Here is a 25,254-nt window from a genome sequence, read left to right as displayed (position 1 = left end):
GTCCTTACTCGATCGTCTCGATAACGCGGTTATGGTTCGTGTAGATGCACATGTCGCCGGCAATCTCCAGCGACTTCTCCACGATTTCACGGGGCGACAGGTCAGTGTTGTCGGAGAGCGCTTTCGCGGCGGCTTGCGCATAGGCGCCGCCCGAGCCGATCGCGCAGATGCCGCCTTCCGGATCGAGCACGTCGCCGTTGCCGGTGATGACCAGCGTGGTGGTGGCGTCCGCGGCGATCAGCATGGCCTCGAGACGGCGCAGCATGCGGTCGGTGCGCCAGTCTTTGGCGAGTTCGACGGCGGCGCGCGTGAGGTTTCCTTGATGTTTTTCCAGCTTCGCTTCGAAGCGGTCGAGCAGCGAGAAGGCGTCGGCTGTGCCGCCGGCGAAGCCGACCAGCACCTTGCCGTTATAGATGCGCCGGACTTTCTTCGCACCGCCTTTCATGACGATGTTGCCTAGCGTCACCTGGCCGTCGCCGCCGAGCGCGACCTTGTCGCCGCGGCGCACGGAGACGATCGTCGTGCCGTGAAATTGCTCCATATGCGTTCCTCTTTGCAAAACGGGTAGGACGCGGCAGCGCACTGCGCTACCGCATGAATCCTGAAAGCGGACGGCACGCGACGCTAACAAACGAACCGGCCGGCGCGCGCTCGTGCAGCGCATGTCCGATTTATTTTAGGGCGTGCGCGGTCATATCAAGAGCCGGCAAATGGCATAAGACAAAAAACACGCGAATTGGTGCGGGAGCGGACGACGCGCGCAAGAGTGGGCACCGCGTGCAAGGGAAGAGACAGAAGGACAGCGGCAGCGGACGTTCGCCGGGAATCCGCGTAACGCCAGCGTCAAGGCAGCGCTAAAGAAAGCATCACACAAAAGAAAAAGGCGCACGGCTCACCGTGCGCCTCTCGACGAAGCAGCGTTTCAGGGCGCGGAGCCGAAGCCGCGCCGCAAGCCTTCAGTCGCCGAACAGCTTCTGGCGCAGTTCGCGGCGCTCCTGCGCTTCGAGCGACAGGGTGGCCGTGGGCCGTGCGAGCAAACGCGGGATGCCGATCGGCTCACCGGTTTCTTCGCACCAGCCGTAGTCGCCCGAATCGATGCGCGCGATCGACTGCTGCACCTTCTTCAGCAGCTTGCGCTCGCGGTCGCGCGTGCGCAGTTCGAGCGCATGCTCTTCCTCGATCGTTGCGCGGTCGGCCGGGTCCGGCACGATTACCGTTTCGCGCAGGTTTTCGGTCGTCTGGCCGGCATTGCGGAGAATGTCCGCCTGCAGCTGTTCGAGCTTGTTCTTGAAGAAGGCGAGCTGATCCTCATTCATGTAATCCTTGTCGCTCATCTTCAGGATTTCGGCTTCGGTCAAGAGTCGTTTCGTCGTCATCTGGCTTACTTCTTCAATGTGAGGCAAAACTCTTACGTAGTGCCCGCACTTTCGTATTGCCCGCAAATGCGCCTCGAGGACGCGGAGCGCCAAGGCGGGCACGGACGATGGACTGTCGTGACGCCGAAGCGCCTGGCGCCCACACGCCGGGCGTCGCAACGCTAATGCGGGGCCGAACTCCTCTGGAAACCGATTCTCAGATGCTCCTGAGGCATTGCTTGCCGACAGCGCGCCTTTTCAGGCGCTGCCAGCCGGCATTGTCGGCGTATCGTCCGGATAAGATTTTCCGGCGCCTTTCAGGCCCGGCGCGGAATACGCGCTGACCGGGCAATTCGTTGTCATTCTCCAGTGGGCACGTATTGTAACTGAATCACAATCTAGCACCGCAAGTGGTGAAAATCCCCGTGCGGCACCCCGATATCCCGAAAATATAACGCGCGCACGACCAAAAAGCGATGGTCGTGCACGCTTTAATACAGCAGGGTTTTCACGTGCTTTTCCCACGCGCGACTTTTCAGTCAGCTTTCGGCTGCCGGCGGGCGGATTCAGCAGATGATTTGGCGGCCGCGCGCTTTACGAATACACCCATTTTGGGCATGGCAGCACGGCGCATGCCGCGCCGCGCCGCGCCGAGCGGGCTGTCGCTCCGACTGAATGACAAGCCCCGGACAAGCCAGGACGCCCGCGCATATCACGCGAGGCAGGCGTCCAGACCGTCGGTGATCAGGTCTTGCGGCAGTTCGATGCCGATAAACACCATCTTGTTGGTCTTTTTCTCGATCGGCTGCCATTTCGCGGCCAGATCGCTGCCCATCATCTGATGCACGCCCTGAAATACCACCTTGCGGTCGACGCCCTTCATATACAGCACACCCTTGTAACGCAGCAGGCGCTCGCCGTAAATCTGCAGAATGCCGCCGAGAAAGTCTTCCAGCTTGTTCGGATCGAACGGCCGGTCGTTGCGGTAGACGAACGACTTGATCTTGTCGTCGTGGTGCGCATGGTGGTGATGCGCGTGATCGTGGCCTTCGTGATCGCACTGCCCGTGGTCGTGATCGCAGTCGGCGTGATCGTCGTGAGTGTGGCCGTGCTCGTCATGCGCGTGAGCGTGGCTGTGCGCATGTTCGTCTTCGACGAGGAAGTCCGGATCGATCTCGAGCTTCGAATTCAGGTTGAAGCCGCGCAGGTCGAAGATTTCCTTGATGTCCGCTTCGCCGAAATTGACGACCTTGATCGCAGCCCTCGGGTTCATGTGCAGCAAGCGGTGGCGCAGATCGGCCAGTTGCTTTTCATCGACCAGATCGGACTTGGTAATGAACAGGCGGTCGGCGAAACCGACCTGGCGCTGCACGACTTCGTGCTCGTCCAGCTGGTGGTTCGCGTGCTTGGCGTCGACCAGCGTGATGATCGCGTCCAGCAGGAATTCGTTGGCGATCTGGTCATCCATGAAGAACGTCTGCGCAACGGGGCCCGGATTGGCGAGGCCCGTGGTTTCGATCACGACGCGGTCGAAATCCAGTTTGCCGGACTGTTTCTGCGCCGCCAGATCGCCCAGCACGCGCGACAGGTCGCCGCGAATCGTGCAGCAGATGCAGCCGTTGCTCATCTGGATGATCTGCTCGCCCGTGTCTTGTACGAGGATTTCGTTGTCGATGTTCTCTTCGCCGAACTCGTTCTCGATCACGGCGATCTTCATGCCGTGCTTTTCATTCAGGATGCGCTTGAGCAGGGTGGTTTTGCCGCTGCCGAGAAAGCCGGTCAGGATGGTGACTGGAATCATATTGGTCGCCTGTATTGTCGTGAAACGGTGCGTAATCGGGTGAATAGCGAATGCGTAGGCCGGGCGCGCAGCCAGGTGGCGCGCTGCCCTGTCCAGGCGGTTATTGAAACATATCTGCCGAGCCGGCGTTGGCGAGCTCCGGTTCGAGCCCGCTTTCACCGATGCCGGTGGCGCCGGAAATATCCCCTAAAACTATGGGCGATCAGGCGATTTGCAACAGCAGGCCCTTCAGGTATTCGCCTTCCGGGAACGCGGTGAGCAACGGGTGATCCACGCCGGCCCCCAGTCGCTTGAGAATCCGGGCGTCCACGCGCGCGTCGGCGGCCGCGCCGGAGACGATTTTCTGGAACAGTTCGGCGTCGATCGCGCCGGAGCACGAATAGGTGAAGAGCAGGCCGCCCGGGCGCAGCAGCTTCAGCCCGGTCAGGTTGATGTCCTTGTAAGCGCGCGACGCGCGGTCCACATGTTCACGCGACGGCGCGAATTTCGGCGGATCGAGCGCGATCAGGTCGAAGCGCTCGCCGTCGTCGTAAAGGCGGCGCAGCGTTTTGAACGCGTCGGCGTCGAGCCAGGTGGCGCGTTCGGCGTCGAAACCATTGGCCGCCACGTTTTGCTGGGCGATCGCCAGCGCGTCGCCCGACGAATCGATCGACACCACCCGTTTGGCGCCGCCTTTCAACGCTGCGAGCGAGAATCCGCCGGTGTAGCAGAAGCAGTTCAGCACCTCGCGATCCTGCGCGAGCTGTTGCACCAGCAGGCGGTTGTCGCGCTGGTCGACATAAAAGCCGGTCTTGTGGCCGTTGCGCACGTCGACGTGATAACGCACGCCGTTTTCGCTCGCGATCAACGCTTCCGACGGCGCTTCGCCCGCCAGCACGCCCGTGACCTGTTCAAGTCCTTCCTTCTGACGAATCGACACGTCCGAGCGTTCGTAGACATTCGGACAGCCGGTCGCGCCCGTCAGCGCCGCAACGATCGCTTCCTTCCACGCCTCGACGCCCGCCGCCATGAACTGGCAGACCAACTGGCTGCGCTGGCCTTCGTCCTCGGCAACGTAGTGATCGACGATCAAGCCCGGCAGGCCGTCCGCCTCGCCGAAAATCAGCCGGACCGCGCCGGTGTCGTGGACCATCGTCTGACGATGGGCGAGCGCGCGCTGCACGCGCCGCTTGAAGAACGCGTGATCGATCGGCTCGGATTCGTCGAAACTCCACACGCGGGCGCGGATCTGCGAGTGCGGGCTGTAGGCCGCGCGCGCGAGAAAACGGCCGTCGTGCGCGCGCACCAGCACGGTGGCGCCGGGCGCGGGATTGCCGTCGATCCGGTCGATCGCGTTGGCATAGACCCACGGATGGCGGCGCAGCAGCGACTTTTCTTTCGACGGTTTGAGCGTAACGGTATTCATCAGGGTGTCAGAGAGAGCAATGGGCCGCGCGGCTTAGCGCACGCGGCAGGTGAAGCGAAGGCGGAGACTGCACGCCGCGAGTCGCGGAGTCAGTCGCGTTTTTTGGCGCGCGGATGAGCCTGATCGTAGACGTGCGCGAGATGCTGGAAATCGAGCGCGGTGTAGACCTGCGTCGCGGTGATGCTGGCGTGGCCAAGCAGTTCCTGCACGGCGCGCAGATCGCCGCTCGACTGCAGCACGTGCGTGGCGAACGAATGCCGCAGCACGTGCGGATGCACATTGGCGGGAATGCCGGCGACCAGTGCCGCGCGCTTCACGCGCTCACGCACGACGTTCGGCGACAGTCGGTTGCCGCGCACCGACAGAAACAGTGGATGCGGATCGTGCTTCACCATCTGGTCACGGACGGCGAGCCAGGCGCTCAAGGCTTCCAGCGCCTTGCTGCCGACCGGCACGACGCGGCGCCGATTGCCCTTGCCGAGCACTTCGACTTCGGCGGAATCGAGCTTGAGCCAGCCGGCCGAGCGGTAGCCGTCGGCATCGGCGAAACGGGCGTCGAGACCGACTAGTTCCGCGAGCCGCAGCCCCGACGAGTAGAACAGTTCGAGCATGGCGTGATCGCGCAAACCTTCGGGCGATGCAGCGGGCGGACTTTCCATCAGGCGCGTAGCGTCGTCGACGGAAAGCGCTTTGGGCAGCGTTTTAGGCTGCTTCGGCGCGCGCACGGTCGCGACCGGATTGGCCGGCAGATCGACCCGGCCGGCGAGCCAGCGGTAAAACGCGCGCCACGCCGACAGCCGGTGACTGATTGAGCGCGCCGTCAGGCCGCCGGCGTGCGCTCGCGAAACGGCGCCGCGAATGTCCACGGCGGTCAGGCTTTCGAGCGGCCTGCCTTTGGCCAACTGCTTGAGTTCTTCGAGTTCGTGGGTGTAGCCGCGCAGCGTATGTGCCGACAGCCGCCGCTCGTGTTCGAGATTCAACAGATAGGCGGCGATCGGGTCGGCGGCGGTCACGATGGGCTTGTTGAGCGGCTGGCGCGGAGCTAGACGCGGCTCAACGCGGCAACAGACGGCTCAGCGCGGCGCTGGCCAGCGCGCCGATCTGCGTCAGGAAATCGGTGGCCATGCCGTCGTGGAAGCGGCGCGCGTCGGCCGAGCCCATCACCAGCAGGCCGAAGGTCGGCGCTTCTTCCTTGCCTTCGGGATCGCGCAGCGCGAGCAGGGCGATCGATTCGGTGGCGTGCGCCGACTCGGACGCCGCGTGGCCGGCCGCGCCCTCGTCGCTCACAGCGGCCACGGACGGCGCCAGCCACTGCGCCGCCTCGAAGCCGGTATTCGCGCCGCAATACGGCGTGGTCAGGCTATTAGCGAAGATGCGCACTTCCTCGCCGACATGGCGTGCGAAGTCGGCCTGAGCATACGGCTCGGCCACATCCCACACGCGCAGCGCGGCTTGCGGCACGTCGAAGATGTCGCGCAAACCGGTGGCGATCGTGCGCGGCAGCGCATACGGATCGCGCTCAGCCATCACGCGAATGGTCCAGCGGTTGAATTTCGACGCGATGCTGTCGTTCTCGTGGCCGTAGCGCAGGAGTTCGGCGAGACGTCGTTCGAGATGCTTGTTCTTGTCGCGCAGCATCTCCATCTGCCGTTCCTGCAGAGACACCGCGGCTTTGCCGTGTGGATTCGCGAGGCGGATCGTCGCGAGCATTTCCGCGTGTTCGGCGAAAAATTCAGGATTGGCGAGCAGATATTCGGCGACTTCGCGATCGTTCATGGTTTGGGCTAAAGGACTACGGGGCGACGCCTTGAGGCGAAGCATCGGTCAATGAGTTTATGCGGCCTGTGAATCGGCTAATGAGTCGGGCAGTTCGATTTCGCCTTCGAAGACCGTCGCGGCAGGCCCGGCCATCAGCAGCGGCTCGTCTGCTTGCGTGCTGTCCCACGTGATGGTGAGTGTGCCGCCGTGCGTGTGCACGAGCACCGGTGCGTCCAGCAGCCCGCGCCGGATGCCGGCCGCGACGGCCGCGCAGGCGCCCGTTCCGCACGCCAGCGTTTCGCCCGCGCCGCGTTCGTACACGCGCAGCTTGATCTCGCTGCGGCCGACGATCTGCATGAAGCCCGCGTTCACCCGCTGCGGAAAACGCGCATGACGTTCGATCACCGGGCCTTCGACCAGCACGGGGAATGCTTCGACGTCGTCGATCACTTGCACGGCGTGCGGGTTGCCCATCGATACCACCGAAATCCAGCGCGTCGTGCCGCTCACGTCGAGCGGCCAGAGCGTGTCCGCGCCTTCGCGGCGGCCTTCCAGACCTTTGGTGGCGAACGGTACGCGCTCCGGGTCGAACACGGGCGAGCCCATGTCGACCAGCACTTCGCCGTTTTCCTGCATGGTCAGCGTGATGGTGCCCTTTTGCACCTGCACGCGTACGCTGCGTTGATCGGTGAGGCCGCTGTCGCGCACGAACTTGACGAAGCAGCGTGCGCCGTTGCCGCAATGCTCGACCTCGCCGCCGTCGCAATTGAAGATGCGATATCTGAAATCGACGCCGGCCACCGTGGGCTTTTCGACCAGCAGCAACTGGTCGGCGCCGACGCCGAAATGCCGGTCCGCGAGCGCGCGCACCTGCACCGGCGTCAGGTTGACCGGTTGGGTGTAGCCGTCGAGCACGACGAAGTCATTGCCCGCGCCGTGCATTTTGGTGAATTTCAGTTTCATCACGCTATTGTAAGTGACGCGCCCTTGGGTGCGCCCGAACGCCGCGTTATTTCCGCGTCCGGGCGCTTTCTTCGCACACCGCGAAGGCGGCCCGTTCAATACACGCTCGGTTCGCCCGGCGGCCGGGTTTTGAAGCGCTTATGCACCCAGTAGTACTGCTCGGGCATCAACGGAATCTGCTCTTCCAGGAAAGCATTCATGCGACGGGCGTCCGCATCGTCGTCACCGGTCGGGTAGTTTTCCCACGGCTTGAACACCTTGAGGCGGTAGCCTTTGTAATTCGGCAGCACTTCGCCGATGAACGGCACGACCTGCGCGTGGCCGACCTTGGCCAGACGCCCCACCGCGGTCAGCGTGCAGGTCGGCACGCCGAAGAACGGCACGAAGGTGGAGTTGCGAGCGCCGTAGTCCATATCGGCGCCGAGCATCACCGGCTTGCCGTCGCGGAGCCAGCGCAGCACGATGCGCGCGCTGTCGGCGCGGCTCGCCATGTCCGCGCCGAAGCGCGCGCGCGCCGCTTTGGCGACTTCTTCCAGTTCCGGGTTCGACATCGGCTGATAGAGCGAGCCGCATTGGCGCTTGAGCGAATAGTTCAGGAAGATCGACCCGGCCTCGATACCGACGAAGTGTAAGCCGAGAAACAGCGTGGGCGGCAAATTCGGGTCCGTCAGATCGATCGCGCTGTCGAGCTGGATCAGCTTTTCGAGCTTCTTCGCCGAGCCGAACCACTGCACGCTGCGCTCGAGGTAGCTGCGGATCGCGTGGCGGAAATGCTTCTGCGCGACGTCTTCACGGCGTTCGTCGCTCCATTCGGGGAAGCACAGCTTCAGATTGATATGGACGATGCGTTTGCGCCGGCTCGGGATCTGATACAGCAGCCAGCCGAGTCCGTCACCGAGACGGGCGATGACACCATAAGGTAACAGTGCAAACAGTTTCAGCAGCCCGATCGCGAGTTTGGCGCCATAGCGGCTCAGCATGCCACCCCCTGAAAAGAGGCGCGGGGCAAGGCAGGCTTCAGGAAAGCGGAAAAGTTGACGTAATACCGCACTCTTGGACACTCTGTGACAATCATAAGAAGTCGCTATAATAAGGGCTTCGCCGAGTTAATAGACAACTTGCGGGGCGAAGCCGGTGGCTGCAAACCATGTGATTTGCGCCTCCCGGTAAGGTAATCCGCTAAAGCGTCGCCGCTTCAAGGCTCCCGAAGCTGGCTACGTGAAACTCAACCGTAACCACAAAACAGGAGTCTGCAACGTGGCAAACGACTATCTCTTCACTTCCGAATCCGTCTCCGAAGGCCATCCCGACAAAGTCGCGGATCAGATTTCGGATGCCATTCTCGACGCCATCCTCGCTCAGGACAAATACTCGCGTGTCGCCGCGGAAACGCTGTGCAACACGGGTCTCGTCGTGCTGGCCGGTGAAATCACCACGACCGCGAACGTCGATTACATCCAGGTTGCGCGCAACACGATCAAGCGCATCGGTTACGACAACACCGACTACGGCATCGATTACCGCGGCTGCGCGGTGCTCGTCGCATACGACAAGCAATCGCCGGACATCGCCCAGGGCGTGGACCGCGCGCACGACAACAACCTCGATCAAGGCGCCGGCGACCAGGGCCTGATGTTCGGTTACGCGTGCGAAGAAACGCCTGAACTGATGCCGCTGCCGATCCACCTGTCGCACCGTCTGGTGGAGCGTCAGGCAAATCTGCGCCGTGACGGCCGTTTGCCCTGGCTGCGTCCGGACGCGAAGTCGCAAGTCACCGTGCGTTATGTCGACGGCAAGCCGCATTCGATCGACACCGTGGTGCTGTCCACACAGCATTCGCCGGACATCGATCTGGGCACGCTGCGCGAAGCCGTGATCGAAGAAGTGATCAAGCCGACGCTGCCGGCCGAACTCATCAAGGGCGACATCAAGTTCCTGGTGAACCCGACGGGTCGTTTCGTGATCGGTGGTCCGCAAGGCGATTGCGGTTTGACCGGCCGCAAGATCATCGTCGATACGTACGGCGGTGCCGCACCGCACGGCGGCGGCGCGTTCTCGGGCAAGGATCCGTCGAAGGTCGACCGTTCGGCGGCCTACGCCGGCCGTTATGTCGCGAAGAACATCGTGGCCGCGGGCCTCGCTTCGCGCTGCCTGATTCAGGTGTCGTACGCCATCGGCGTCGCCCAGCCGACGTCGGTCATGGTGAACACGTTCGGCACGGGCCGCGTGTCGGATGCGACTATCACGCGTCTGGTGCAGGAGCATTTCGACCTGCGTCCGAAGGGCATCATCCAGATGCTCGATCTGCTGCGTCCGATCTACGAGAAGAGCGCGGCCTACGGTCACTTTGGCCGCGAAGAGCCGGAATTCACGTGGGAATCCACGGACAAGGCATTGGCGCTCGCCGAAGCCGCTGGCACGGAACCGGTTGCCGCGCTGGCCGAATAAGCGCGAGTTGTCCGTTTCAACAAAAAACCCTGCTGGCGTGAGCCAGCAGGGTTTTTTTAGTTTGCGGCGGTCGCTTTGCTGCGCAATCGACCCGCGGCTTCACCGGCCGCGATGGGCTTTCGCATCGTCAGCGCGTAGTGCGTGGAACCGCGCGGGTCGAGCAGCGTGTTCTGTACTCGCCTTAACGGCTCGCAAACGCGAACGCGAACCAGCCGGTGCTGCCATTCGTCGACATCCGACGCGGGCGCCGGCTCGTGTTCTGCGGCACGGCAACGGGTGCGCGTTGCGCGGTGAGGCGCAGCGGCGTCGGTTTGCGCAGCAGCGTGCGCAGCGAAAAACGGCGCGAGCTGCCTTGCAGACGCAAGGCGGAGAAGAACGTGTTGAACCAGGTGCGAATGCCGTCGACGGCTTTGGCATCGCGCCATTGTTCGCCCAACGCGCGGGTGCGGGTGGCGTGATGGCGCAGCGCGCGCACGACATGGCGGCGCGCGGGACGCGCCGCTTTCAGTGCGGCGCGGGTAAGACGGGTGCTCAGGAGAGTATGCATGGCTTCACAAGTAGGCAACGTGTCGCGCGACGGAATGTGCGCCATGAAGAGCACCAAATGTGCCAATGGCGGTGTCGCGATGGACGGCGCGAAAGCCCGGAATTCGACTGAAAAATGCACGGAGTACAGCGGAGTCGGCCTTGGTGGCCTGTGCGCGGCGCGAAAGTGCGGGAATGACGATCAACATGCAGCGCAGGTTACACGCGATTCGTGACGTCATAAAGTCCGTTTTTACCCTGCAAATACGGGTTTTTACGGGGTAGATCGCGATTTGCGACTGCGGGGTCGCGCCCTTTGCGGTCGATTTTTGTGCGTGCTTGCCCGTTTGAAGTGCCATGAAATCGAGCTTGACGCATGAAAGCAGTGCGTAAGCTGCGGTTTTGCGGCGGTGAAACAGCACACTGTGCGATCGCGCCCGTTTTACAATCGGGCATCAGCTTGTCGACAGTAACGGAACACCATGTCACTTCATTCCAAGAAAGAGCAGATTCAGACGTTGCGGGAGCAGGGTTTTGTCGTGGTGCCCGGATTGGTGTCGCCCGAGCGTTGCGATGAATTGAAGCAGATTGCGCAGCGTCAGTTGCAGGAAGCAGCCGCGCCGATCGAGTTCGAAGCGGATCTGCAGTATCCCGGCGCACCGAGCTCCAAACAGGCGCCCGGCGGCCATACGGTGCGGCGGCTGCTGGATGCGTATGGACGTCATGCGAGTTTCGCGCAGTGGGCGACCGCGCCGGAAATTCGCGGCTGGATGGAACTGTATTTCGGTGAGGAGCCGCGGCTGTCACGCGCACACCATAACTGCATGATGACCAAGCATCCGGCGTACGGCAGCTTGACCGGCTGGCATCGCGACGTGCGGTATTGGTCGTTCGAGCGGGACGATCTGGTTTCGGTGTGGCTTGCAGTCGGCGCGGAGACGGTGGATAACGGCGCGCTGTGGCTGGTGCCGAAGTCGCACAGCGCCGCGTTCACCTCCGACCGGTTCGATCAGTCCAAATTCTTCCGCTCCGATCTGGAAGAAAATCAGGAATGGATTCGCACGGCGGTGTCGCCTGAACTGAAGGCCGGCGACGTGGTGTTCTTTCACTGCAATACGCTGCATTCGGCGGGCAAGAACATCAGCGATCAGGTGAAGTTTTCTCTGGTGTACACCTATCACGGCGCGAGCAACGTGCCGTTGCCCGGCACCCGTTCGGCTGCGAAGCCCGAAGTGGCGTTCTAGGTTTTTCGATCTCTCGCGGCGGCGCATCGGCTTCATACGCTGAAAATCCGAGGCGCCGCACTCTCGCGCAGGCTGTTAACGCTTGCGTCCCGACAAAGCCATTCCCGTCAATCCGGCGATCGTGGCCACGACGCCGCCCACGATCAGCATGATCGCCTTGTTGGTCGGTGAACCGGTAAAGACGCGCGAGACGTCGCTACTCACCGAATTGAACGCCTGGCCGCCGAAATACAGCAGCACGACACCGCCGACAATCAACGCGATGGAAATCGCCTTCGTCATCTACCTCTCCCATGAGCTTGAATCGGGCAAAGTGTAGGGGAGCTGCAAGCGATCGTCCATCCCGCATACTGGGTGTCTGCATGCATCACGTCGATTCGCTACCATAGCGGTCTGGCCGCATCCCCTCCTACAAAAACATAGCAGCACGCCTCCCGCAGCATGCAATTGCCCATGCCCGCATACTGGTCGGGCGCCTTCACCATCAAGGACACTAGCAATGGCTTACGAAGCAGCTTCAGAACGCTATTCGGATATGCAGTACCGCGTCTGCGGCAAGTCGGGTCTCAAACTGCCGGCGCTGTCGCTCGGACTGTGGCACAACTTCGGCGACACCACGCCGATCTCCACGCAGCGCGACATCTTGCGCACGGCCTTCGACCTGGGTATCACGCACTTCGACCTCGCCAACAACTACGGGCCGCCGTACGGCAGCGCCGAAACCAATTTCGGCCGGCTCTTCAAGGACGACTTCAAGCCGTATCGCGATGAGCTGCTGATTTCGTCGAAGGCCGGTTGGGACATGTGGCCGGGTCCGTACGGTCAAGGCGGCGGTTCGCGCAAATACGTGCTCGCGAGTCTCGATCAGAGCCTGCAACGCATGGGCCTCGACTACGTCGATATTTTCTATTCGCATCGTTTCGATGCCGATACGCCGCTCGAAGAAACCGCGGGCGCGTTGGCGAGTGCCGTGCAGCAGGGCAAGGCGCTGTACATCGGGATTTCGTCGTACTCGGCAACCAAAACGCTCGAAATGGCGAAGCTGCTCGCCGAGTACAAGGTGCCGCTGCTGATTCATCAGCCCGCGTACAACATGCTCAATCGCTGGATCGAACACGAGTTGCTGGATACGCTCGAGAAGGTCGGTGCCGGCGCCATCGCGTTCACGCCGCTGGCCCAGGGTCTGCTCACCGGCAAATACCTGAACGGCGTGCCGGAAGACGCGCGCGTCAACAAGCCGGGCGGCGGTTCGTTGAAGCAGGAGCATTTGAGCGCGCAGAACATCGAGCACGTGCGCAAGCTCAACGACATCGCGCAACGTCGCGGCCAGAGCCTGGCGCAGATGGCGCTCGCCTGGGCGCTGCGCGATGCGCGCGTGACGTCCGTGCTGATCGGCGCAAGCCGTGCGGAGCAGGTGCGCGAGAACGTCGGCGCGCTGAAGAATCTCGCGTTCTCGAAGGACGAACTGGCCGAGATCGACCGCTACGCGACCGAAGGCGGCATCAACCTGTGGGAAAAGCCGTCTACGGATCAGGCGATCTGATCCCCGCGCCTTGGCCCTTCACGCCGCAGCAATAGAAAAGCCGCCCACGGGGCGGCTTTTTCTTTTAGACGAGCGCCGGCAAACCTTCGACCAGCACGACCGCGAACACTACGCCGATCAGCGCGCCAAGCACGCGCAACGCGTTGTGCCGGAATTCCGTCTTGCAGGGAAGCGCACCGACAAACAAAGCCCCGGCCAACGCCATCGGAATGACCAGGATGAAATCGCCGATCGTGAAGTAGGTCGTCATTCTCGTCTCCATATGTATTCCGGCGAAGGCGGCGGCTCGATTTATGGAGTCATGCACCGCCCACGCTCGATTTGAGTATAGGAGACAAGTGAAGTCGATATAACGGCGCTTTGCGGCGCTGCAGCGGCTATTCGCAAGCCGCTGAACCCGGTGCGGCAAGGGCCGCCGCGATTGCCGCGACGCAGCAAATGCGCCGCAAAAAATGTCGCGTTCGTTTACGTCGGCCTTACGTTTTAGCGTCATTCAATGCGCGTTGGGTCGTCGCGCGAGCATCAGATGCGAGGTTGCTCACGTCCGCGCAAGCGCATCGTTGCAACCAGTCCGATGATGAGCAGCACGCCCACCAGCCCCGCGACACCGTTCCATCCGAAACCGGCCCACACGTGACCGCCATACGAGCCGACCACGCTCGAGCCGATGTAATACGCGAGCAGATACAGGGCGGCGGCCTGACCTTTGGCATCCTTGGCGAGGCGTCCGACCCAACTGCTCGCCACCGAATGTCCGGCGAAGAAGCCGAACGTCACGCACGCGATGCCGGCCGCGATCGCCGCCAACGGCTGCAACATGGTGAGCGCGAGACCGAGCACCATCAACAGCAAGCTGGCGGTGAGCACGCGAGCGCGGCCAAAGTTATCGGCCATGCGCCCCGACCACGGCGAGGCGATTACGCCTGTCAGATACACGACGAAGATCGCGCCGATCTCCGTCTGATTCAATTGATAAGGCGGCGCGAGCAAGCGGTAGCCGATGTAGTTGTACAGCGTGACGAAGCTGCCCATCAGCACGAAGCCGAGCAGAAACAGCAGCGACAGTCCGGGTCGCGTGAATTGCTTGAGCAGGGCAGTGCGGCGATGCGTAAAGCCGAGTCCGCGCCGCGGTACGAAATGGCGTGACGGTGGCAGTAGCGCGCGAAACGCGAGCATCGACAGAATGCCGAGCACGCCGATCGTGCCGATCGCGACACGCCACGAAAACAGATCCGCGACGACGCCGGTGATCACGCGTCCGGCCATCCCGCCGATCGCCGTGCCGCCGACATAGAGTCCCATCGCGAGGCCGAGGCCGTCGGGATGCACTTCTTCCGCGAGATAGGCCATCGCGACGGCGGGCACGCCGCCGAGCGCGAGACCTTCGAGCGTGCGCAGCACGAGCAGTTGGTGCCACTGCGGCGCGATCGACACACCGATGGTCAGCAGCGCGGAAAGGGTGAGCGACAGCGTCATCAGCTTGTGACGGCTCCAGCCTTCCGAAACGAAGCCGGCGACGAACACCGCAAGCGCGAGCGCGGCCGTGGTCAACGAGAGCGACAGGCTGCTTTGTGCCGGCGTCACGTTGAACGCCGTCGAAAAAGACGGCAGCAAGGGCTGCACGCAATAGAGCAGCGAGAACGTCGCGTAACCGGCGAACAGCAACGCAATGCTGGCGCGCCAGTACGCGCGCGTGCCGCGTTCGAGGTATGGGATGTCGGGCACGGCGGAAGCGGTCGAAGAAGCGGTCGAAGCAGGAGCAGCCGAAGTAGCAGTCCGGTGGGAGTCCGGCGGCGGGGTCACGAAAAAATCTCCTCAGGGATGCAAAGGACACAAAGGAGTTAAGGATACGCTGAAAAGAGCGCGCGAGTCAGTGCAGAGCGCGGTTAACCGCCACGACGACGCGATCTGCCGGCACGTCCTGCGCCCTCTTCGCGGCATCCAAGACCGATGACTACCCGCGCGTCGCGGCATCGCTGGCGGGCGCGGAAGGATGCGCGATCTGCTCATCCGTCGGCAGCGCGGACGCGTCCCAGCCACCGCCCAGCGCCTTGATCAACGCCACGCTCGCGGCCATCCGCCGACGCGCGATCGACACGGCGTCGCGCTCGTTGGTGAGCGCAGTGGTTTGCGCGACCACCACGTCGAGATACGTGATCGCGCCGTTCTTATAGCGATTCGATACGACTGCCAGCGCACGTTGCGCGGCGGTCACCGCATCGTCCTGCGCGGTCGCTTCCTGTTCGAGCACGCGCAGGGCGGCGAGATTGTCCTCGACCTGGCCGAAGGCGCTCAGCACGGTCTGCCGGTATTGCGCGACGCTTTCGTCGTAGTGCGCGCGGGCCTGTTCCTTCACGGAAGCGCGTCCGCCGAAGTCGAGCAGCGTGCCCGCCAGCGTCGGCCCCAGCGACCACAGCCGGCTCGGCGCCAGCAACCATTGACTGTAGTTGGTGGCTTCGAGGCCACCCGTCACCGACAAGATGAGGTTCGGAAAAAACGCCGCCGTCGCCACGCCGATCTGCGCATTCATATCGGCGACGTGCCGTTCCGCCGCCGCTATGTCTGGGCGGCGTTCGAGCAACGCGGACGGCACGCCCGCCGCCGCCACGACCGGCACCGCGGCGAGCGGTGCAACCGGCAGCGAAAACGTGGAGGGCGGCTGGCCGATCAGGATCGCGATCGCGTGTTCGAGTTGCGCGCGCTGCACGCCGAGGTCGAGTGCTTGCGCCTGGGTGGTCTTCAGTTGCGTCTGCGCCTGCGCGACATCGGCGTCCGTGGCGATGCCGCCGGCGTAGCGGTGCTGCGTCAGGTCGAGCGCCTGCTTGTAGGCTTCGATCGTGTCGTCGAGCAGTTGGCGCTCCTGATCGAGCCCGCGCAGCTCGAAGTAGTCGGTGGCGAGTTCGGCCTGCATCGACAGGAGTACGGCTTGTGCATCGGCGGCGCTGGCCTGCGCTTCGGCTTTCGCGCCTTCGACACTGCGCGACACGCGGCCCCACAGATCGGGTTCCCACGACGCGTCGGCTTGCACGAGGTAGTCGTTCAGCGTTAGGCCGGCGGTCGATTTGTGCAGCACGTTCTCCGACGAACGCGCGCGTGAATAGGCGCCGGTCGCGGTGACGACCGGGAAGAAGCTCGAGCGATATTGCGCCACGGTTGCGCGGGCGGCGCGAAAGCGTGCTTCGGCGGCCTGCACGTTCTGGTTCGCGTTCGCGACCTGTTGTTCGAGCGCATCGAGCGACGGGTCTGCGTAGACGCTCCACCACGCGCCGCGGGTGAGCGTGTCGGCGGGTTGCGCGGGTTTCCAGCCGGTGCCTTCGAGTTCCTTGTAGGTTGCGGCGGTGGTGGCGGACGGCTTCACATAGTCGGGGCCGACGGTGCATGCGGTGAGTGCGCATACGCTTGCTAGCGCCAAAGCGGACGCGCGCAGCGGCGGGGCGACGAAACGGCGACGAGATGCCGGCGCGTTCATGAGGATGTCCTCGCGAACAGCAATGAGGCGACGTGCGCAGTCTCGGAGCTTGAGGCTATCGCGCTGGAGGAACCTGCCGCTCCGTCACCGCTCGGCACTGCGCCGGACGCGCTCCCTGCCGCGCCACCGCTCGCGACCGCGGCGGATGCGCCCGCCGCCGCTTTGCCGTTTGCCGCTGCGCCAGACGCGCCCGTTCCCCGTTCACCGCTCGCCGCTGCGCCAGACGCGCCCGCTGCGCCAGACGCGCCCGCTGCCCCCGACGCGCCCGCTGCGCCAGACGCGCCCGCTGCCCCTTCACCACCAGCCGCCGCGCCAGAAGCAGCCGTTGCCTCACCCGCTTTCGCCGCCACGATCCGCACCGGTGCGCCATCGACGATCGAGTCCTGTGGATTCAGGATCACCTGCTCATCGCCTTGCAAGCCGGACACGATCGCTACGCGCGTGCCGAAGTCCGTTCCCAACGACACCGGCACGAGCTTCACTTTATGTTGCGCGTCGACGGTCGCGACTTTCACACCGTCCGGACGGAACAGCAGCGCATTGCCCGGCAGCGTGAACGGCGCCGCGCCCGTGCCCAGCGCGAAGTGCACTTGCGCATACGCACCCGGTAGCAAATCGCCGTTGCGGTTATCGACATCGACTTCGACCAGCATCGTGCGTTGTTGCGGATCGACGGCGCCCGCAGTGCGCGCTACGGTGCCCGGATAATGTTTCGCCGGCGTCTCGGTCAGCGTGAGAAACGCGTTCTGCTGCGCACGAACCTGCTGCGCGTAAGCCTGCGGCACATTCACATAAACGCGCAGCCGATCCGCCTGCGCGACATGAAACAGCTCCTTCGCTGGGCCGCCGGAACTGCCCGCGTCGATCAGCGCACCGACATCGACATTGCGCGCCGTCACGATGCCGTCGAACGGCGCATACACCTTCTGGAACGACTGCGTCTTCTCGAGCCGCGCCACGTTGAAACGCGCGGCGTCGAGCGTGGCTTTCTTCGCGAGCATGTCGCCGACCTTCTCGTCGGTTTCCTGCTTCGAGACGGATTTGCTTTTCAGCATGTCGGTCCAGCGGTCGGCGGTGCTTTTCGCGAGCGCATAGTTGGCGTTGGCGTTCGCGAGATCGGCACGGGCGGCGCGCAGTTGATCGTCGACTTCCGGCGTGTCGATCTCCGCGAGCAACTGGCCGTTTTTCACATGCGCGCCGATGTCGGCGTACCACTTCCTCAGATAGCCGTTCGTGCGCGCGTAAATCGGCGTATCGAGAAAAGCCTGCACATTGCCGGGCAGCACGAGATCGAGTCCGACCGTCGACTTCTGCGGCCGCACGACTTCGACGCTCGTCTGGCTCGCATGCTCGGCATCGCGTTCGAGCGCCGCGTGTGCATCGTGGCGCGACCAGATACCTTGCGCCGCCAGCGCGATGACGGCTACGGCAACCGCAATGCCGATCCAGCGTGCGCGCTTTGCCTTTGCCGGATCGCGCGCAGTGCCGGAACCGTCTGGACGTTGTCCTTCCATCAAACTTCCCCTGTCAAGATGCATGGGCAGTCGAAGCTGCCTCTTGTGCTGCCTGCTGTTTCCGGCACGATAACCAAAGCGCTCTGCATCACGGCTTGCCCACCACGTGTTCAGCCGCGCGCAAGCGACGTGCCGCGAGTCGCCGGTAGATCATCGAAAACACCACCGGCACGAAAATCAACGTGGCCAGCGTGCCGATCGTCAGGCCGCCGATCACCGCGCGCCCGAGCGGCGCATTCTGCTCGCCGCCTTCGCCGAGACCGATCGCCATCGGCACCATGCCGATCACCATCGCGAGCGCCGTCATCAGCACCGGACGAAAACGCGTGAAGCCCGCTTCGATCGCCGCGCGCGTGGCGTCGCCGTGTTCGAGCAGCTGCTCGCGCGCAAAGCTGATCACGAGAATCGAGTTGGCGGTGGCGATGCCGATACACATGATCGCGCCGGTGAGCGCGGGAATTGACAGCGTGGTGTGCGTGAGAAACAGCATCCACACGATGCCTGCGAGCGCGCCGGGCAGTGCGGTGATGATAATGAACGGATCGAGCCACGACTGGAAATTCACCACGATCAGCAGATACACCAGCAGAATCGCGAACACCAAACCCGCGAACAGGCCCGAGAACGAATCGTTCATGGTCTGCACCTGGCCGCGCACTTCGATGGTCGAGCTTTTGGGCAGATCGGCCTTGGCGTCGTCGATGATCTTGCGGATGTCGTCGGACACGCCGCCGAGATCGCGACCGTCGGCGGTGCCGAAAATATCGATGGTGGTCTGCGCGTTGTAGTGCGTGAGCGTCGCGTTGCCCGCTTCGCGCCTCATGCTGGCGAGCGAGCCGAGAATATTGCTGCGGCCGTTCGCGTTCAGCGGAATGTTGGCGAGCGATTGCAACGAGTCGATCGTGTATTGCGGCGCTTCCGTGATCACGTTGTAGCTCACGCCGTTGCGCGGATTGAGCCAGAACGTCGGCGTGGTTTGCTGGCTGCCGGACAGCGTGATCAGCAGATTGCTCGCGATGTCGCGTTGCGAGAAGCCGGCTTGCTGCGCACGCGTGCGATCCACGTCGATAAAGATGCGCGGCAAATCCGCGGGCTGCTGGATGCGTGCATCGACGAGACCGGGTACCGTGCGCAGACGGTTCAGCAAGTTCGCGGCGAACACGCGATTGCCGGCCACGTCACGGCCGACGATCTGAATATCGATCGGCGACGGCATGCCGAAGTTGAGCGTTTGACTGACGATATCCGCGGGCAGGAAGGCGAACTGTACGCCTGGAAATTCGTCGGTGAGCGTGCGCCGCAGCGTGCGCACGTAGTCGGCGCTCGGATGGTGATCGGGATTGAGCGTGATCAGCACGTCCGCATCCGAGGTGCCGATCGTCCCGGTGTTGCTGTACGAGAGGTTGATGCCCGAGACCGGCAAGCCGATGTTGTCGATAATCGAATGCAGCTCACCGGGCGGTATCAACTGACGGATCCGCGTATCCACACGATCGGTCACTACCGCCGTTTCCTCCACTCGCATACCGGTTTTCGCGCGCAGATGCAGCGCGATCGTGCCGGCGTCGACTGCTGGGAAAAAATCGCGGCCGAGAAACGGCATCAGCAGCATCGACGCGCCACAGCAGACCAGAAACAGCGTCACGAACAAACCGGGCCGCGCGACGCGCGCTTCGAGAAACACGCGATAGCGGTCGCGCAAACGCGAGAAGCCGCCTTCGAACGCGTAGTGCACGCGCATGAACGGATTGCGCGTTTGCGCCGGCGCGTGATGCAGATCCGCCGGCTTATGGTGATAACGCAGCAGGTATTTTGCGAGCGTCGGCACGAGCGTTCGCGAGAAGAAGTAGGACGCCAGCATCGCGAACACCACCGCTTCGGCGAGCGGGATGAACAGATAGTGCGCGACGCCCGTCAGCAGAAACATCGGCACGAAGACGATGCAGATGGACAAGGTCGACACCAGCGTCGGAATGGCAATCTGATGCGCGCCGTCGAGAATCGCCTGCTCGAGCGTCTTGCCCTGTTCGAGTTGATGGCTGATGTTTTCGATCGCCACGGTCGCGTCGTCCACCAGAATGCCGACCGCGAGCGCGAGCCCGCCGAGCGTCATGATGTTGATGGTTTCGCCGAGCAGGGAGAGCGCGATGATCGACGTGATCATCGACAGCGGAATCGACACAGCGATGATCAGCGTGGCGCGCCAGTTGCCGAGAAACAGCAGAATCATCAGACCGGTCAGGCATGCCGCGATCAGCGCCTCGCGCAGCACGCCTTGCACGGACGCACGCACGAACAGCGACTGGTCGGCGACGGGGTCGATATTCAGCGAGGCAGGCACGAGATTGCGCAGCGTCGGCATCATCTTCTTGATGCGGTCGACGATTTCCAGCGTGGACGTATTGCCGCTCTTGTTGATCGTGAGGAGCGCCGCGCGCTGGCCGTTCACGCGCACGATATTGGTCTGCGGCTGGAAACCGTCGCGCACATGAGCGACGTCGCGGATATAGACGGTGCCGTTGGCGGTGGATTTGATCGGAATATTGTTCAGGCCTGCCAGCGAATCCGGACTGCCGTTCATTTGCACCGAGTATTCGGTCGAACCGATTTTCGCGGTACCCGAGGGTAGGATCAGATTTTGTGCGGTGACCGCATTGACCACGTCCATCGGCGAAAGATTGCGCTCCTGCAGTTTGCGCGAATCGATATCGACCATGATCTGCCGCTGCTTGCCGCCGTACGGCAGCGGCGCGGACGCGCCGGGCACGGTGGCGAGCTGCGTCTTCAGGAAGTTGTTGCCGAAGTCGAATAGCTCCTGCTCGGTGAGCGAGGCGGACGACAGCGCGAGCCGCAGGATCGGCACCGTCGAGGCGTTGTAGCGCAGGATATTCGGCGGCGTGATGCCGGGCGGCAGCGAGCGCAATTGCGTTTGTGACAGCGCGGTGACCTCGGCGAGCGCTTCATCGATATTGGCGTGCGGCTGGAAAAAAATCTTGACCACCGCGATGCCGTTCAGCGAGGTCGACTCGGTGTGCTCGATATCGTTGACCGCAGTCGAGAGCCCGCGCTCGTAGTTGAGCACGATGCGTTTTTCCATCTCGTCGGCAGGCAGGCCGTTATACGACCAGATCACCGAGAGCACTGGAATGTCGATATTGGGGAAGATGTCGGTGGGCGTGCGCAGGATCGTCAAAGGTCCGACGATCAGCAATAGCAGGGCCAGGACGACGAACGTATACGGGCGCCGCAGCGCGAGACGAACGATCCACATGACTAGTTCTGCCGCTCAAAGCCGCGCGGTGCGGCGCCATCTGCGTGGTGGACGCGGCGGGCGGGACGCGCGCCGCAGCGGTGCGGGCAGGCCGGCGCGGCGGACGGATCGAGCAAATGGTCTAGTTGGTGCACGTTTTTGATATCTCACCCCAGCAGGGTTTATGATGGTCTCGTTGCGACGCGTTACGCCCCGAATCATCGGTCCAGCGCGCCGTAATGGGAATAGGGCGAAACAAGGGGTAAAGAGCCTTGAGTTCGCGCTTTCCTCGGCCCCGCAAAACGGGAACAATGACTCGAACCTCTCACGCGTATCACGCGCAGCAGATTGGGTGCGTACGCAACGTTATCGGCGGAGCGACGCTTTTATCATCACCTTGACCGGCATGAAATCATAAAGCCGGCTATGGGAGAAACGGGGAAACATCATGCAAATCGGTTCCATTGTCCGATCGGTGCATATCGCCGTGCCGCAAGGCGCGCGCGGGATCGTCATGCGCATTCTCGGCGACATGGCCATGGTGGCGTGGTATGCCGGGGAGCCCGGCGCATCGCCGCACCTGAATACTGAACCCTTTTTCCTTGAAGACCTGATCGATACTGGCGAGCAAGTGCGACCGTCAAGCGCGCAGATCCATTGAAGGCAGTTTGAGTCCAAGCCGTGTGTAAGTTGTAAGCCGCGGGTGGTTCCGCGTTGTGAGCCTTCGCCCTCGTCTTTGACGGCGGCGCGGCGCACAATGCGGGCATGAACGACGACATCCTCGATCCACAGGACAGCGCAAACAGCGCTGTGCCTTTCGCCCGGCTCAAGCCGGAAATCGTGCTCGACGCGCTCGACAGCGCGCTCAGCACAGTCGGCGTGCGCACCGACGGCCGCATGCTGCCGCTCAACAGCTACGAGAACCGCGTGTACCAGGTGGGCGTGGAAGACGGCCCACCCGTGGTCGCGAAGTTCTACCGTCCTGAGCGCTGGAGCGACGCCGCCATCCTTGAAGAACATGCTTTCGTTGCCGATCTCGCCGCGCGCGAGATTCCGGCGGTGCCCGCGCGCGAGCTCGATGGCCGCACGCTGCATACCTTCGATGGCTTCCGCTTTTCCATCTTCGAACGTCGCGGCGGCCGCGCGCCGGATCTCGACCGGCGCGACACGCTCGAATGGCTCGGGCGTTTCATCGGCCGAATTCATGCGGTTGGCCAGACGCAGAACTACGCCGAACGTCCCACGCTCGACATCCACACCTTCGGCTACGAGCCGCGCGATTTTCTGCTCGCGCATCGTTTCGTGCCGGACGACTTGCGCACCGCGTGGGAAACCGTGGTGAACCTCGCGCTCGAAGGCGTGGAGCGTGCGTTCGAACGGGCCGGCGACATCCGTATGCTGCGCATGCATGGCGATTGCCATCCGAGCAATGTGTTGTGGACCGACGCGGGGCCGCATTTCGTCGACTTCGACGACAGCCGCATGGGACCGGCCGTGCAGGATTTGTGGCTGCTGCTGCCGGGCGAACGCGTCGAAGCGTCGCGCGCGTTGGCGGATCTGCTCGCCGGCTACGAAGACTTCTGCGACTTCGAGCCGCGCGAACTCTATCTGGTCGAAGCGCTGCGCACGCTGCGGTTGATTCACTATCAGGCGTGGCTTGCGCGCCGCTGGGACGATCCGGCCTTCCCCGCGGCGTTTCCGTGGTTCAACACGCAGCGTTATTGGGAAGACCGCATCCTCGAGCTGCGCGAGCAGCTCGGCGCGATGCAGGAGGGGCCGCTCTGGCCCGTTTGAGTGCATCCCGGTTGATGAAGGCATGCACTCTCTATCTGACGCGGGCGCTCACGGCGCCTGCGAAGCAACGCTCGACGACTCCACTAGCGTCGATTTGACGATCACTTCCGCACGGACGTCGCGCCCGATTGCTTCGATCGCGGGACGCATCTGCGCGAAGTCGTCGGGCGTGCAGACGTCGCTATCGAAATGCGTGGCGCCGTCGCGCGTCATCGTGACGACGTTGCCGAGCGGATCGAACGCGTACTGCGACTGGAAATCGACGAAGCGATCCTGGGTTCGTTTCGCCTCCGGCATGTCGAGCACGCGGAAATTGGCGGGCAACTCGATACGCGCGCGTTCGTGCAACGCCAGGTTGTGGCAGACGAACGGCTGCGTGCGCTGGCGCTCGCCGAGCCAGTAACGCGTATCCGCTTCGAAGCCGCCGGCCAGACTCGTCAACGCCGGAATCGAGGCCGCCGCGCCTGGCACCACCAGACTTTCCAGTGTCCCTTTCATGTTGATGACGAGCGGGCCGTCGGCGACGTTGAGGTCGTTGGTGGTGAGCATAGCGGTGCCACGCAGGTTGGCGCTGCGCAACTCGGCCTGAATCGACTCCTCGCGTTGCGCGGGCGTCTGCGTGCGCAACATCGCGCGCGCCTGTTCGGCCGAGGCGCCGACCGCTTCCAGCCGATACGTGAAACTCGCCGAGCCGTCCGGTTCGACCTTGATCGACAGATCGGTGTTACGCGTCATGAACGCTGTGGCCGGCGTGCGCGAGAGCACACCCTCGCCGACGAGCACGGTCGGCCGGTTCATATCGGACGATGGCAGAAAACCGAATTCGACATTCGACGCGGTCGAGTCCGCGTATTGCTGCAAATCCGGCAGCCACGTGATGATGTGATTGATCACGCCGTAGCCCGGCACGCTCGGCAGCGTGTAGATCGTGCCGCTGCTGATCAACGCCGGCTCGTTGCGCACGCCGGCCGCGTCGAGTAGCGCGCCGTAAAGCGCGACGTGATCCTTGCAATCGCCGTAGCGGTTCGCGAGCACCGCGCTCGCGCTGTGCGGCACCACCGCGCCGCGTCCGACATTGATCGCCACGTAACGCACATTGCGGCGTACCCAGTCGTACAGCGTCTTGGCCTTGTCGCGCGGCGTGCGGTCGTGCGCGGTGAGCTGTTGTGCAAGACGCGTGATGGCGGCGTCACGCGCGCTCGGGTCCGCTGCGGATTCGCGGTAGGTCGCGGCGAACGCGGCGTAGTCGGGGAAGGTCGAGACCATCAACCGGTCGCCATACGACACGTAGGCGACGGAACCACGTTCGAGGCGACTGAAATGAGACTTGTCGTAGCGATATTCGTAACGCGTGCGGCCGTCGCGCGTCACGGGTTGCAGAGCGGTGAAGCCGCGCGCGTCGGCATAAAGCGGCTTGTCGGCGGGCAGATCGTAGATCAGGCGGAAGTTGTGCGTCGGCGCGAGATCGGGCGGCGTGAAGTCGCTGAATTCGCCCGGCACGATCGGCTGCTTCTGCGTCTTGCGATAGGTGAGGTGCACGCGCGCGCCCGGCTCCACGGCGGGGAACACGATCACCTTTTCCTGGATGTCCTGGAACATCGGCGCGTCGAACGAACGGGCTTCCTGGACGTCGCGGATCTGCTCCGGCTGCACGTCGTGACGCACGCCGTCGGCGGTGGTCGTGTAGGCCTCGAGAATCTGCACGTCCGCCATGTTGCGGTTGAACCAGACGTATTGCTGCGCGACCCGCGCGACGCCGGCTTCGTTGTTCACGTGCAGCGTCATCGAATCGAGCTTCGAGAAGGAGCCGTCGGCGCTGACGGTGAAGGTCTGGGTCTCGCCTTCGTTCGTATAGGGATCGTCCAGTCTGGCAGGGACGCCCGCCACCGCACTGTGGATGCCGGCAAGCCAGCCGAAAGAGGCAAGACAGACCAGGAAAGAGAGGCGCATGGCAGGCTGGTATCCGAACGTAACGTTGACGGGATCGTCAGTTAGAGTCGGTTTGCGCCGCGTAGATGTCAAGCGGCTGCCGCGCGTTCGGATTGAGCAAACCGCTTAATTGTGTAATGATAGCCATTCTCATTTGAAAGGCATCGCCAGCTCTCTGTCACATTCTCCTCCTCTGTGACTGCCAGCCAGCCTCTCAGCCGGATGGCCTGGACCGCAAGCCGGGTCGTCCGGCACC

At 63.3% G+C, this 25,254-nt stretch carries 21 protein-coding genes and 1 pseudogene; 5 read left to right on the top strand and 17 right to left on the bottom strand.

From position 1 onward, the window contains the following. Positions 1 to 4 precede the first annotated feature (4 nt). From hslV to B0G74_RS19305, 8 genes are all read right to left on the bottom strand, one after another. Positions 5 to 541: an ATP-dependent protease subunit HslV gene (hslV, locus tag B0G74_RS19340; RefSeq protein ID WP_132376393.1), complete on the bottom strand. Its 537-nt coding sequence runs from the start codon at positions 539 to 541 to the stop codon at positions 5 to 7. A 415-nt stretch (positions 542 to 956) separates the two neighbouring features. Then, the gene (gene dksA / locus B0G74_RS19335; protein ID WP_012431412.1) at positions 957 to 1,376 is read right to left on the bottom strand and encodes an RNA polymerase-binding protein DksA; all 420 of its coding nucleotides are present in this window, start codon (positions 1,374 to 1,376) and stop codon (positions 957 to 959) included. 691 nt (positions 1,377 to 2,067) lie between these two features. Beyond that, positions 2,068 to 3,156 (bottom strand): GTP-binding protein, encoded by a 1,089-nt coding sequence (locus B0G74_RS19330; RefSeq protein WP_132376392.1) that lies wholly within the window; start codon positions 3,154 to 3,156, stop codon positions 2,068 to 2,070. 202 nt (positions 3,157 to 3,358) lie between these two features. Beyond that, positions 3,359 to 4,561 (bottom strand): class I SAM-dependent rRNA methyltransferase, encoded by a 1,203-nt coding sequence (locus B0G74_RS19325; RefSeq protein ID WP_132376391.1) that lies wholly within the window; start codon positions 4,559 to 4,561, stop codon positions 3,359 to 3,361. An 89-nt stretch (positions 4,562 to 4,650) separates the two neighbouring features. Further along, entirely contained in the window at positions 4,651 to 5,574 is a 924-nt protein-coding gene (gene xerC / locus B0G74_RS19320) for a tyrosine recombinase XerC (RefSeq protein WP_132376390.1), read from the bottom strand. A 40-nt stretch (positions 5,575 to 5,614) separates the two neighbouring features. Beyond that, positions 5,615 to 6,337 (bottom strand): DUF484 family protein, encoded by a 723-nt coding sequence (locus B0G74_RS19315; protein WP_132376389.1) that lies wholly within the window; start codon positions 6,335 to 6,337, stop codon positions 5,615 to 5,617. A 57-nt stretch (positions 6,338 to 6,394) separates the two neighbouring features. Beyond that, the gene (gene dapF / locus B0G74_RS19310) at positions 6,395 to 7,282 is read right to left on the bottom strand and encodes a diaminopimelate epimerase (protein ID WP_132376388.1); all 888 of its coding nucleotides are present in this window, start codon (positions 7,280 to 7,282) and stop codon (positions 6,395 to 6,397) included. Between the two features lie 95 nt (positions 7,283 to 7,377). Further along, the gene (locus tag B0G74_RS19305; RefSeq protein ID WP_132376387.1) at positions 7,378 to 8,262 is read right to left on the bottom strand and encodes a lipid A biosynthesis lauroyl acyltransferase; all 885 of its coding nucleotides are present in this window, start codon (positions 8,260 to 8,262) and stop codon (positions 7,378 to 7,380) included. Between the two features lie 277 nt (positions 8,263 to 8,539). Here B0G74_RS19305 and metK point away from each other — a divergent pair, with 277 nt between their 5' ends. Beyond that, complete coding sequence (gene metK / locus B0G74_RS19300; protein ID WP_132376386.1) at positions 8,540 to 9,730, top strand: methionine adenosyltransferase; 1,191 nt, start codon at positions 8,540 to 8,542, stop codon at positions 9,728 to 9,730. Between the two features lie 181 nt (positions 9,731 to 9,911). On the opposite strand, the gene B0G74_RS19295 is transcribed toward metK, so the two are convergent. Further along, positions 9,912 to 10,277, bottom strand: a complete 366-nt coding sequence (locus B0G74_RS19295) for a hypothetical protein (RefSeq protein ID WP_132376385.1) — start codon at positions 10,275 to 10,277, stop codon at positions 9,912 to 9,914. A gap of 4 nt (positions 10,278 to 10,281) precedes the next feature. Continuing rightward, positions 10,282 to 10,614, bottom strand: coding sequence for a hypothetical protein (locus B0G74_RS19290; protein ID WP_132376384.1), 333 nt, complete (start codon positions 10,612 to 10,614; stop codon positions 10,282 to 10,284). Between the two features lie 123 nt (positions 10,615 to 10,737). On the opposite strand from B0G74_RS19290, the gene B0G74_RS19285 reads away from it, so the two are divergent. After that, positions 10,738 to 11,499 carry a phytanoyl-CoA dioxygenase family protein gene (locus B0G74_RS19285; protein ID WP_132376383.1) on the top strand — a complete coding sequence of 254 codons (762 nt, stop codon included), beginning with the start codon at positions 10,738 to 10,740 and terminating at the stop codon, positions 11,497 to 11,499. Positions 11,500 to 11,574: 75 nt separating this feature from the next. On the opposite strand, the gene B0G74_RS19280 is transcribed toward B0G74_RS19285, so the two are convergent. Continuing rightward, positions 11,575 to 11,781 (bottom strand): DUF3185 family protein, encoded by a 207-nt coding sequence (locus B0G74_RS19280; RefSeq protein ID WP_132376382.1) that lies wholly within the window; start codon positions 11,779 to 11,781, stop codon positions 11,575 to 11,577. Positions 11,782 to 11,998: 217 nt separating this feature from the next. On the opposite strand from B0G74_RS19280, the gene mgrA reads away from it, so the two are divergent. After that, the gene (gene mgrA / locus B0G74_RS19275) at positions 11,999 to 13,042 is read left to right on the top strand and encodes an L-glyceraldehyde 3-phosphate reductase (RefSeq protein WP_132376381.1); all 1,044 of its coding nucleotides are present in this window, start codon (positions 11,999 to 12,001) and stop codon (positions 13,040 to 13,042) included. Between the two features lie 64 nt (positions 13,043 to 13,106). On the opposite strand, the gene B0G74_RS19270 is transcribed toward mgrA, so the two are convergent. The 5 genes and pseudogenes from B0G74_RS19270 to B0G74_RS19250 form a co-directional block, all read right to left on the bottom strand. Beyond that, positions 13,107 to 13,292: a hypothetical protein gene (locus tag B0G74_RS19270; RefSeq protein WP_007179669.1), complete on the bottom strand. Its 186-nt coding sequence runs from the start codon at positions 13,290 to 13,292 to the stop codon at positions 13,107 to 13,109. A 272-nt stretch (positions 13,293 to 13,564) separates the two neighbouring features. Further along, positions 13,565 to 14,845 carry an MFS transporter gene (locus B0G74_RS19265; RefSeq protein ID WP_132376380.1) on the bottom strand — a complete coding sequence of 427 codons (1,281 nt, stop codon included), beginning with the start codon at positions 14,843 to 14,845 and terminating at the stop codon, positions 13,565 to 13,567. A 151-nt stretch (positions 14,846 to 14,996) separates the two neighbouring features. Then, a complete protein-coding gene (locus tag B0G74_RS19260) occupies positions 14,997 to 16,511 on the bottom strand; it encodes an efflux transporter outer membrane subunit (protein ID WP_132376379.1) in 1,515 nt (504 codons plus the stop codon). 230 nt (positions 16,512 to 16,741) lie between these two features. Then, positions 16,742 to 18,025 (bottom strand): annotated as a pseudogene (locus B0G74_RS19255) (efflux RND transporter periplasmic adaptor subunit); the annotation flags it as partial. A gap of 88 nt (positions 18,026 to 18,113) precedes the next feature. After that, positions 18,114 to 21,296, bottom strand: coding sequence for an efflux RND transporter permease subunit (locus tag B0G74_RS19250; RefSeq protein ID WP_132376377.1), 3,183 nt, complete (start codon positions 21,294 to 21,296; stop codon positions 18,114 to 18,116). Between the two features lie 427 nt (positions 21,297 to 21,723). On the opposite strand from B0G74_RS19250, the gene B0G74_RS19245 reads away from it, so the two are divergent. Together B0G74_RS19245 and B0G74_RS19240 are read left to right on the top strand one after the other, a co-directional pair. Continuing rightward, positions 21,724 to 21,936: a hypothetical protein gene (locus B0G74_RS19245; protein WP_132376376.1), complete on the top strand. Its 213-nt coding sequence runs from the start codon at positions 21,724 to 21,726 to the stop codon at positions 21,934 to 21,936. A 104-nt stretch (positions 21,937 to 22,040) separates the two neighbouring features. Continuing rightward, entirely contained in the window at positions 22,041 to 23,069 is a 1,029-nt protein-coding gene (locus tag B0G74_RS19240) for a serine/threonine protein kinase (RefSeq protein ID WP_132376375.1), read from the top strand. Between the two features lie 48 nt (positions 23,070 to 23,117). On the opposite strand, the gene B0G74_RS19235 is transcribed toward B0G74_RS19240, so the two are convergent. Further along, positions 23,118 to 25,019, bottom strand: a complete 1,902-nt coding sequence (locus tag B0G74_RS19235) for a DUF3857 and transglutaminase domain-containing protein (protein ID WP_132376374.1) — start codon at positions 25,017 to 25,019, stop codon at positions 23,118 to 23,120. Between the last annotated feature and the right edge of the window lie 235 nt (positions 25,020 to 25,254).

The organism is Paraburkholderia sp. BL9I2N2 (assembly GCF_004339745.1).
Lineage (GTDB): Bacteria > Pseudomonadota > Gammaproteobacteria > Burkholderiales > Burkholderiaceae > Paraburkholderia.
This window is presented reverse-complemented; position numbering and strand designations above follow the sequence as displayed.

Bases quoted from the DNA above. Each gene is read 5' to 3' on its own strand.
- B0G74_RS19330 (WP_132376392.1), bottom strand. From the start codon at position 3,156: ATGATTCCAGTCACCATCCTGACCGGCTTTCTCGGCAGCGGCAAAACC.
- B0G74_RS19290 (WP_132376384.1), bottom strand. From the start codon at position 10,614: ATGGCACTTCAAACGGGCAAGCACGCACAAAAATCGACCGCAAAGGGC.
- B0G74_RS19295 (WP_132376385.1), bottom strand. From the start codon at position 10,277: ATGCATACTCTCCTGAGCACCCGTCTTACCCGCGCCGCACTGAAAGCG.
- dksA (WP_012431412.1), bottom strand. From the start codon at position 1,376: ATGACGACGAAACGACTCTTGACCGAAGCCGAAATCCTGAAGATGAGC.
- B0G74_RS19285 (WP_132376383.1), top strand. From the start codon at position 10,738: ATGTCACTTCATTCCAAGAAAGAGCAGATTCAGACGTTGCGGGAGCAG.
- hslV (WP_132376393.1), bottom strand. From the start codon at position 541: ATGGAGCAATTTCACGGCACGACGATCGTCTCCGTGCGCCGCGGCGAC.
- dapF (WP_132376388.1), bottom strand. From the start codon at position 7,282: ATGAAACTGAAATTCACCAAAATGCACGGCGCGGGCAATGACTTCGTC.
- B0G74_RS19260 (WP_132376379.1), bottom strand. From the start codon at position 16,511: ATGAACGCGCCGGCATCTCGTCGCCGTTTCGTCGCCCCGCCGCTGCGC.
- B0G74_RS19325 (WP_132376391.1), bottom strand. From the start codon at position 4,561: ATGAATACCGTTACGCTCAAACCGTCGAAAGAAAAGTCGCTGCTGCGC.
- B0G74_RS19235 (WP_132376374.1), bottom strand. From the start codon at position 25,019: ATGCGCCTCTCTTTCCTGGTCTGTCTTGCCTCTTTCGGCTGGCTTGCC.
- B0G74_RS19240 (WP_132376375.1), top strand. From the start codon at position 22,041: ATGAACGACGACATCCTCGATCCACAGGACAGCGCAAACAGCGCTGTG.
- B0G74_RS19250 (WP_132376377.1), bottom strand. From the start codon at position 21,296: ATGTGGATCGTTCGTCTCGCGCTGCGGCGCCCGTATACGTTCGTCGTC.
- B0G74_RS19315 (WP_132376389.1), bottom strand. From the start codon at position 6,337: ATGAACGATCGCGAAGTCGCCGAATATCTGCTCGCCAATCCTGAATTT.
- B0G74_RS19305 (WP_132376387.1), bottom strand. From the start codon at position 8,262: ATGCTGAGCCGCTATGGCGCCAAACTCGCGATCGGGCTGCTGAAACTG.
- B0G74_RS19245 (WP_132376376.1), top strand. From the start codon at position 21,724: ATGCAAATCGGTTCCATTGTCCGATCGGTGCATATCGCCGTGCCGCAA.
- mgrA (WP_132376381.1), top strand. From the start codon at position 11,999: ATGGCTTACGAAGCAGCTTCAGAACGCTATTCGGATATGCAGTACCGC.
- B0G74_RS19280 (WP_132376382.1), bottom strand. From the start codon at position 11,781: ATGACGAAGGCGATTTCCATCGCGTTGATTGTCGGCGGTGTCGTGCTG.
- B0G74_RS19270 (WP_007179669.1), bottom strand. From the start codon at position 13,292: ATGACGACCTACTTCACGATCGGCGATTTCATCCTGGTCATTCCGATG.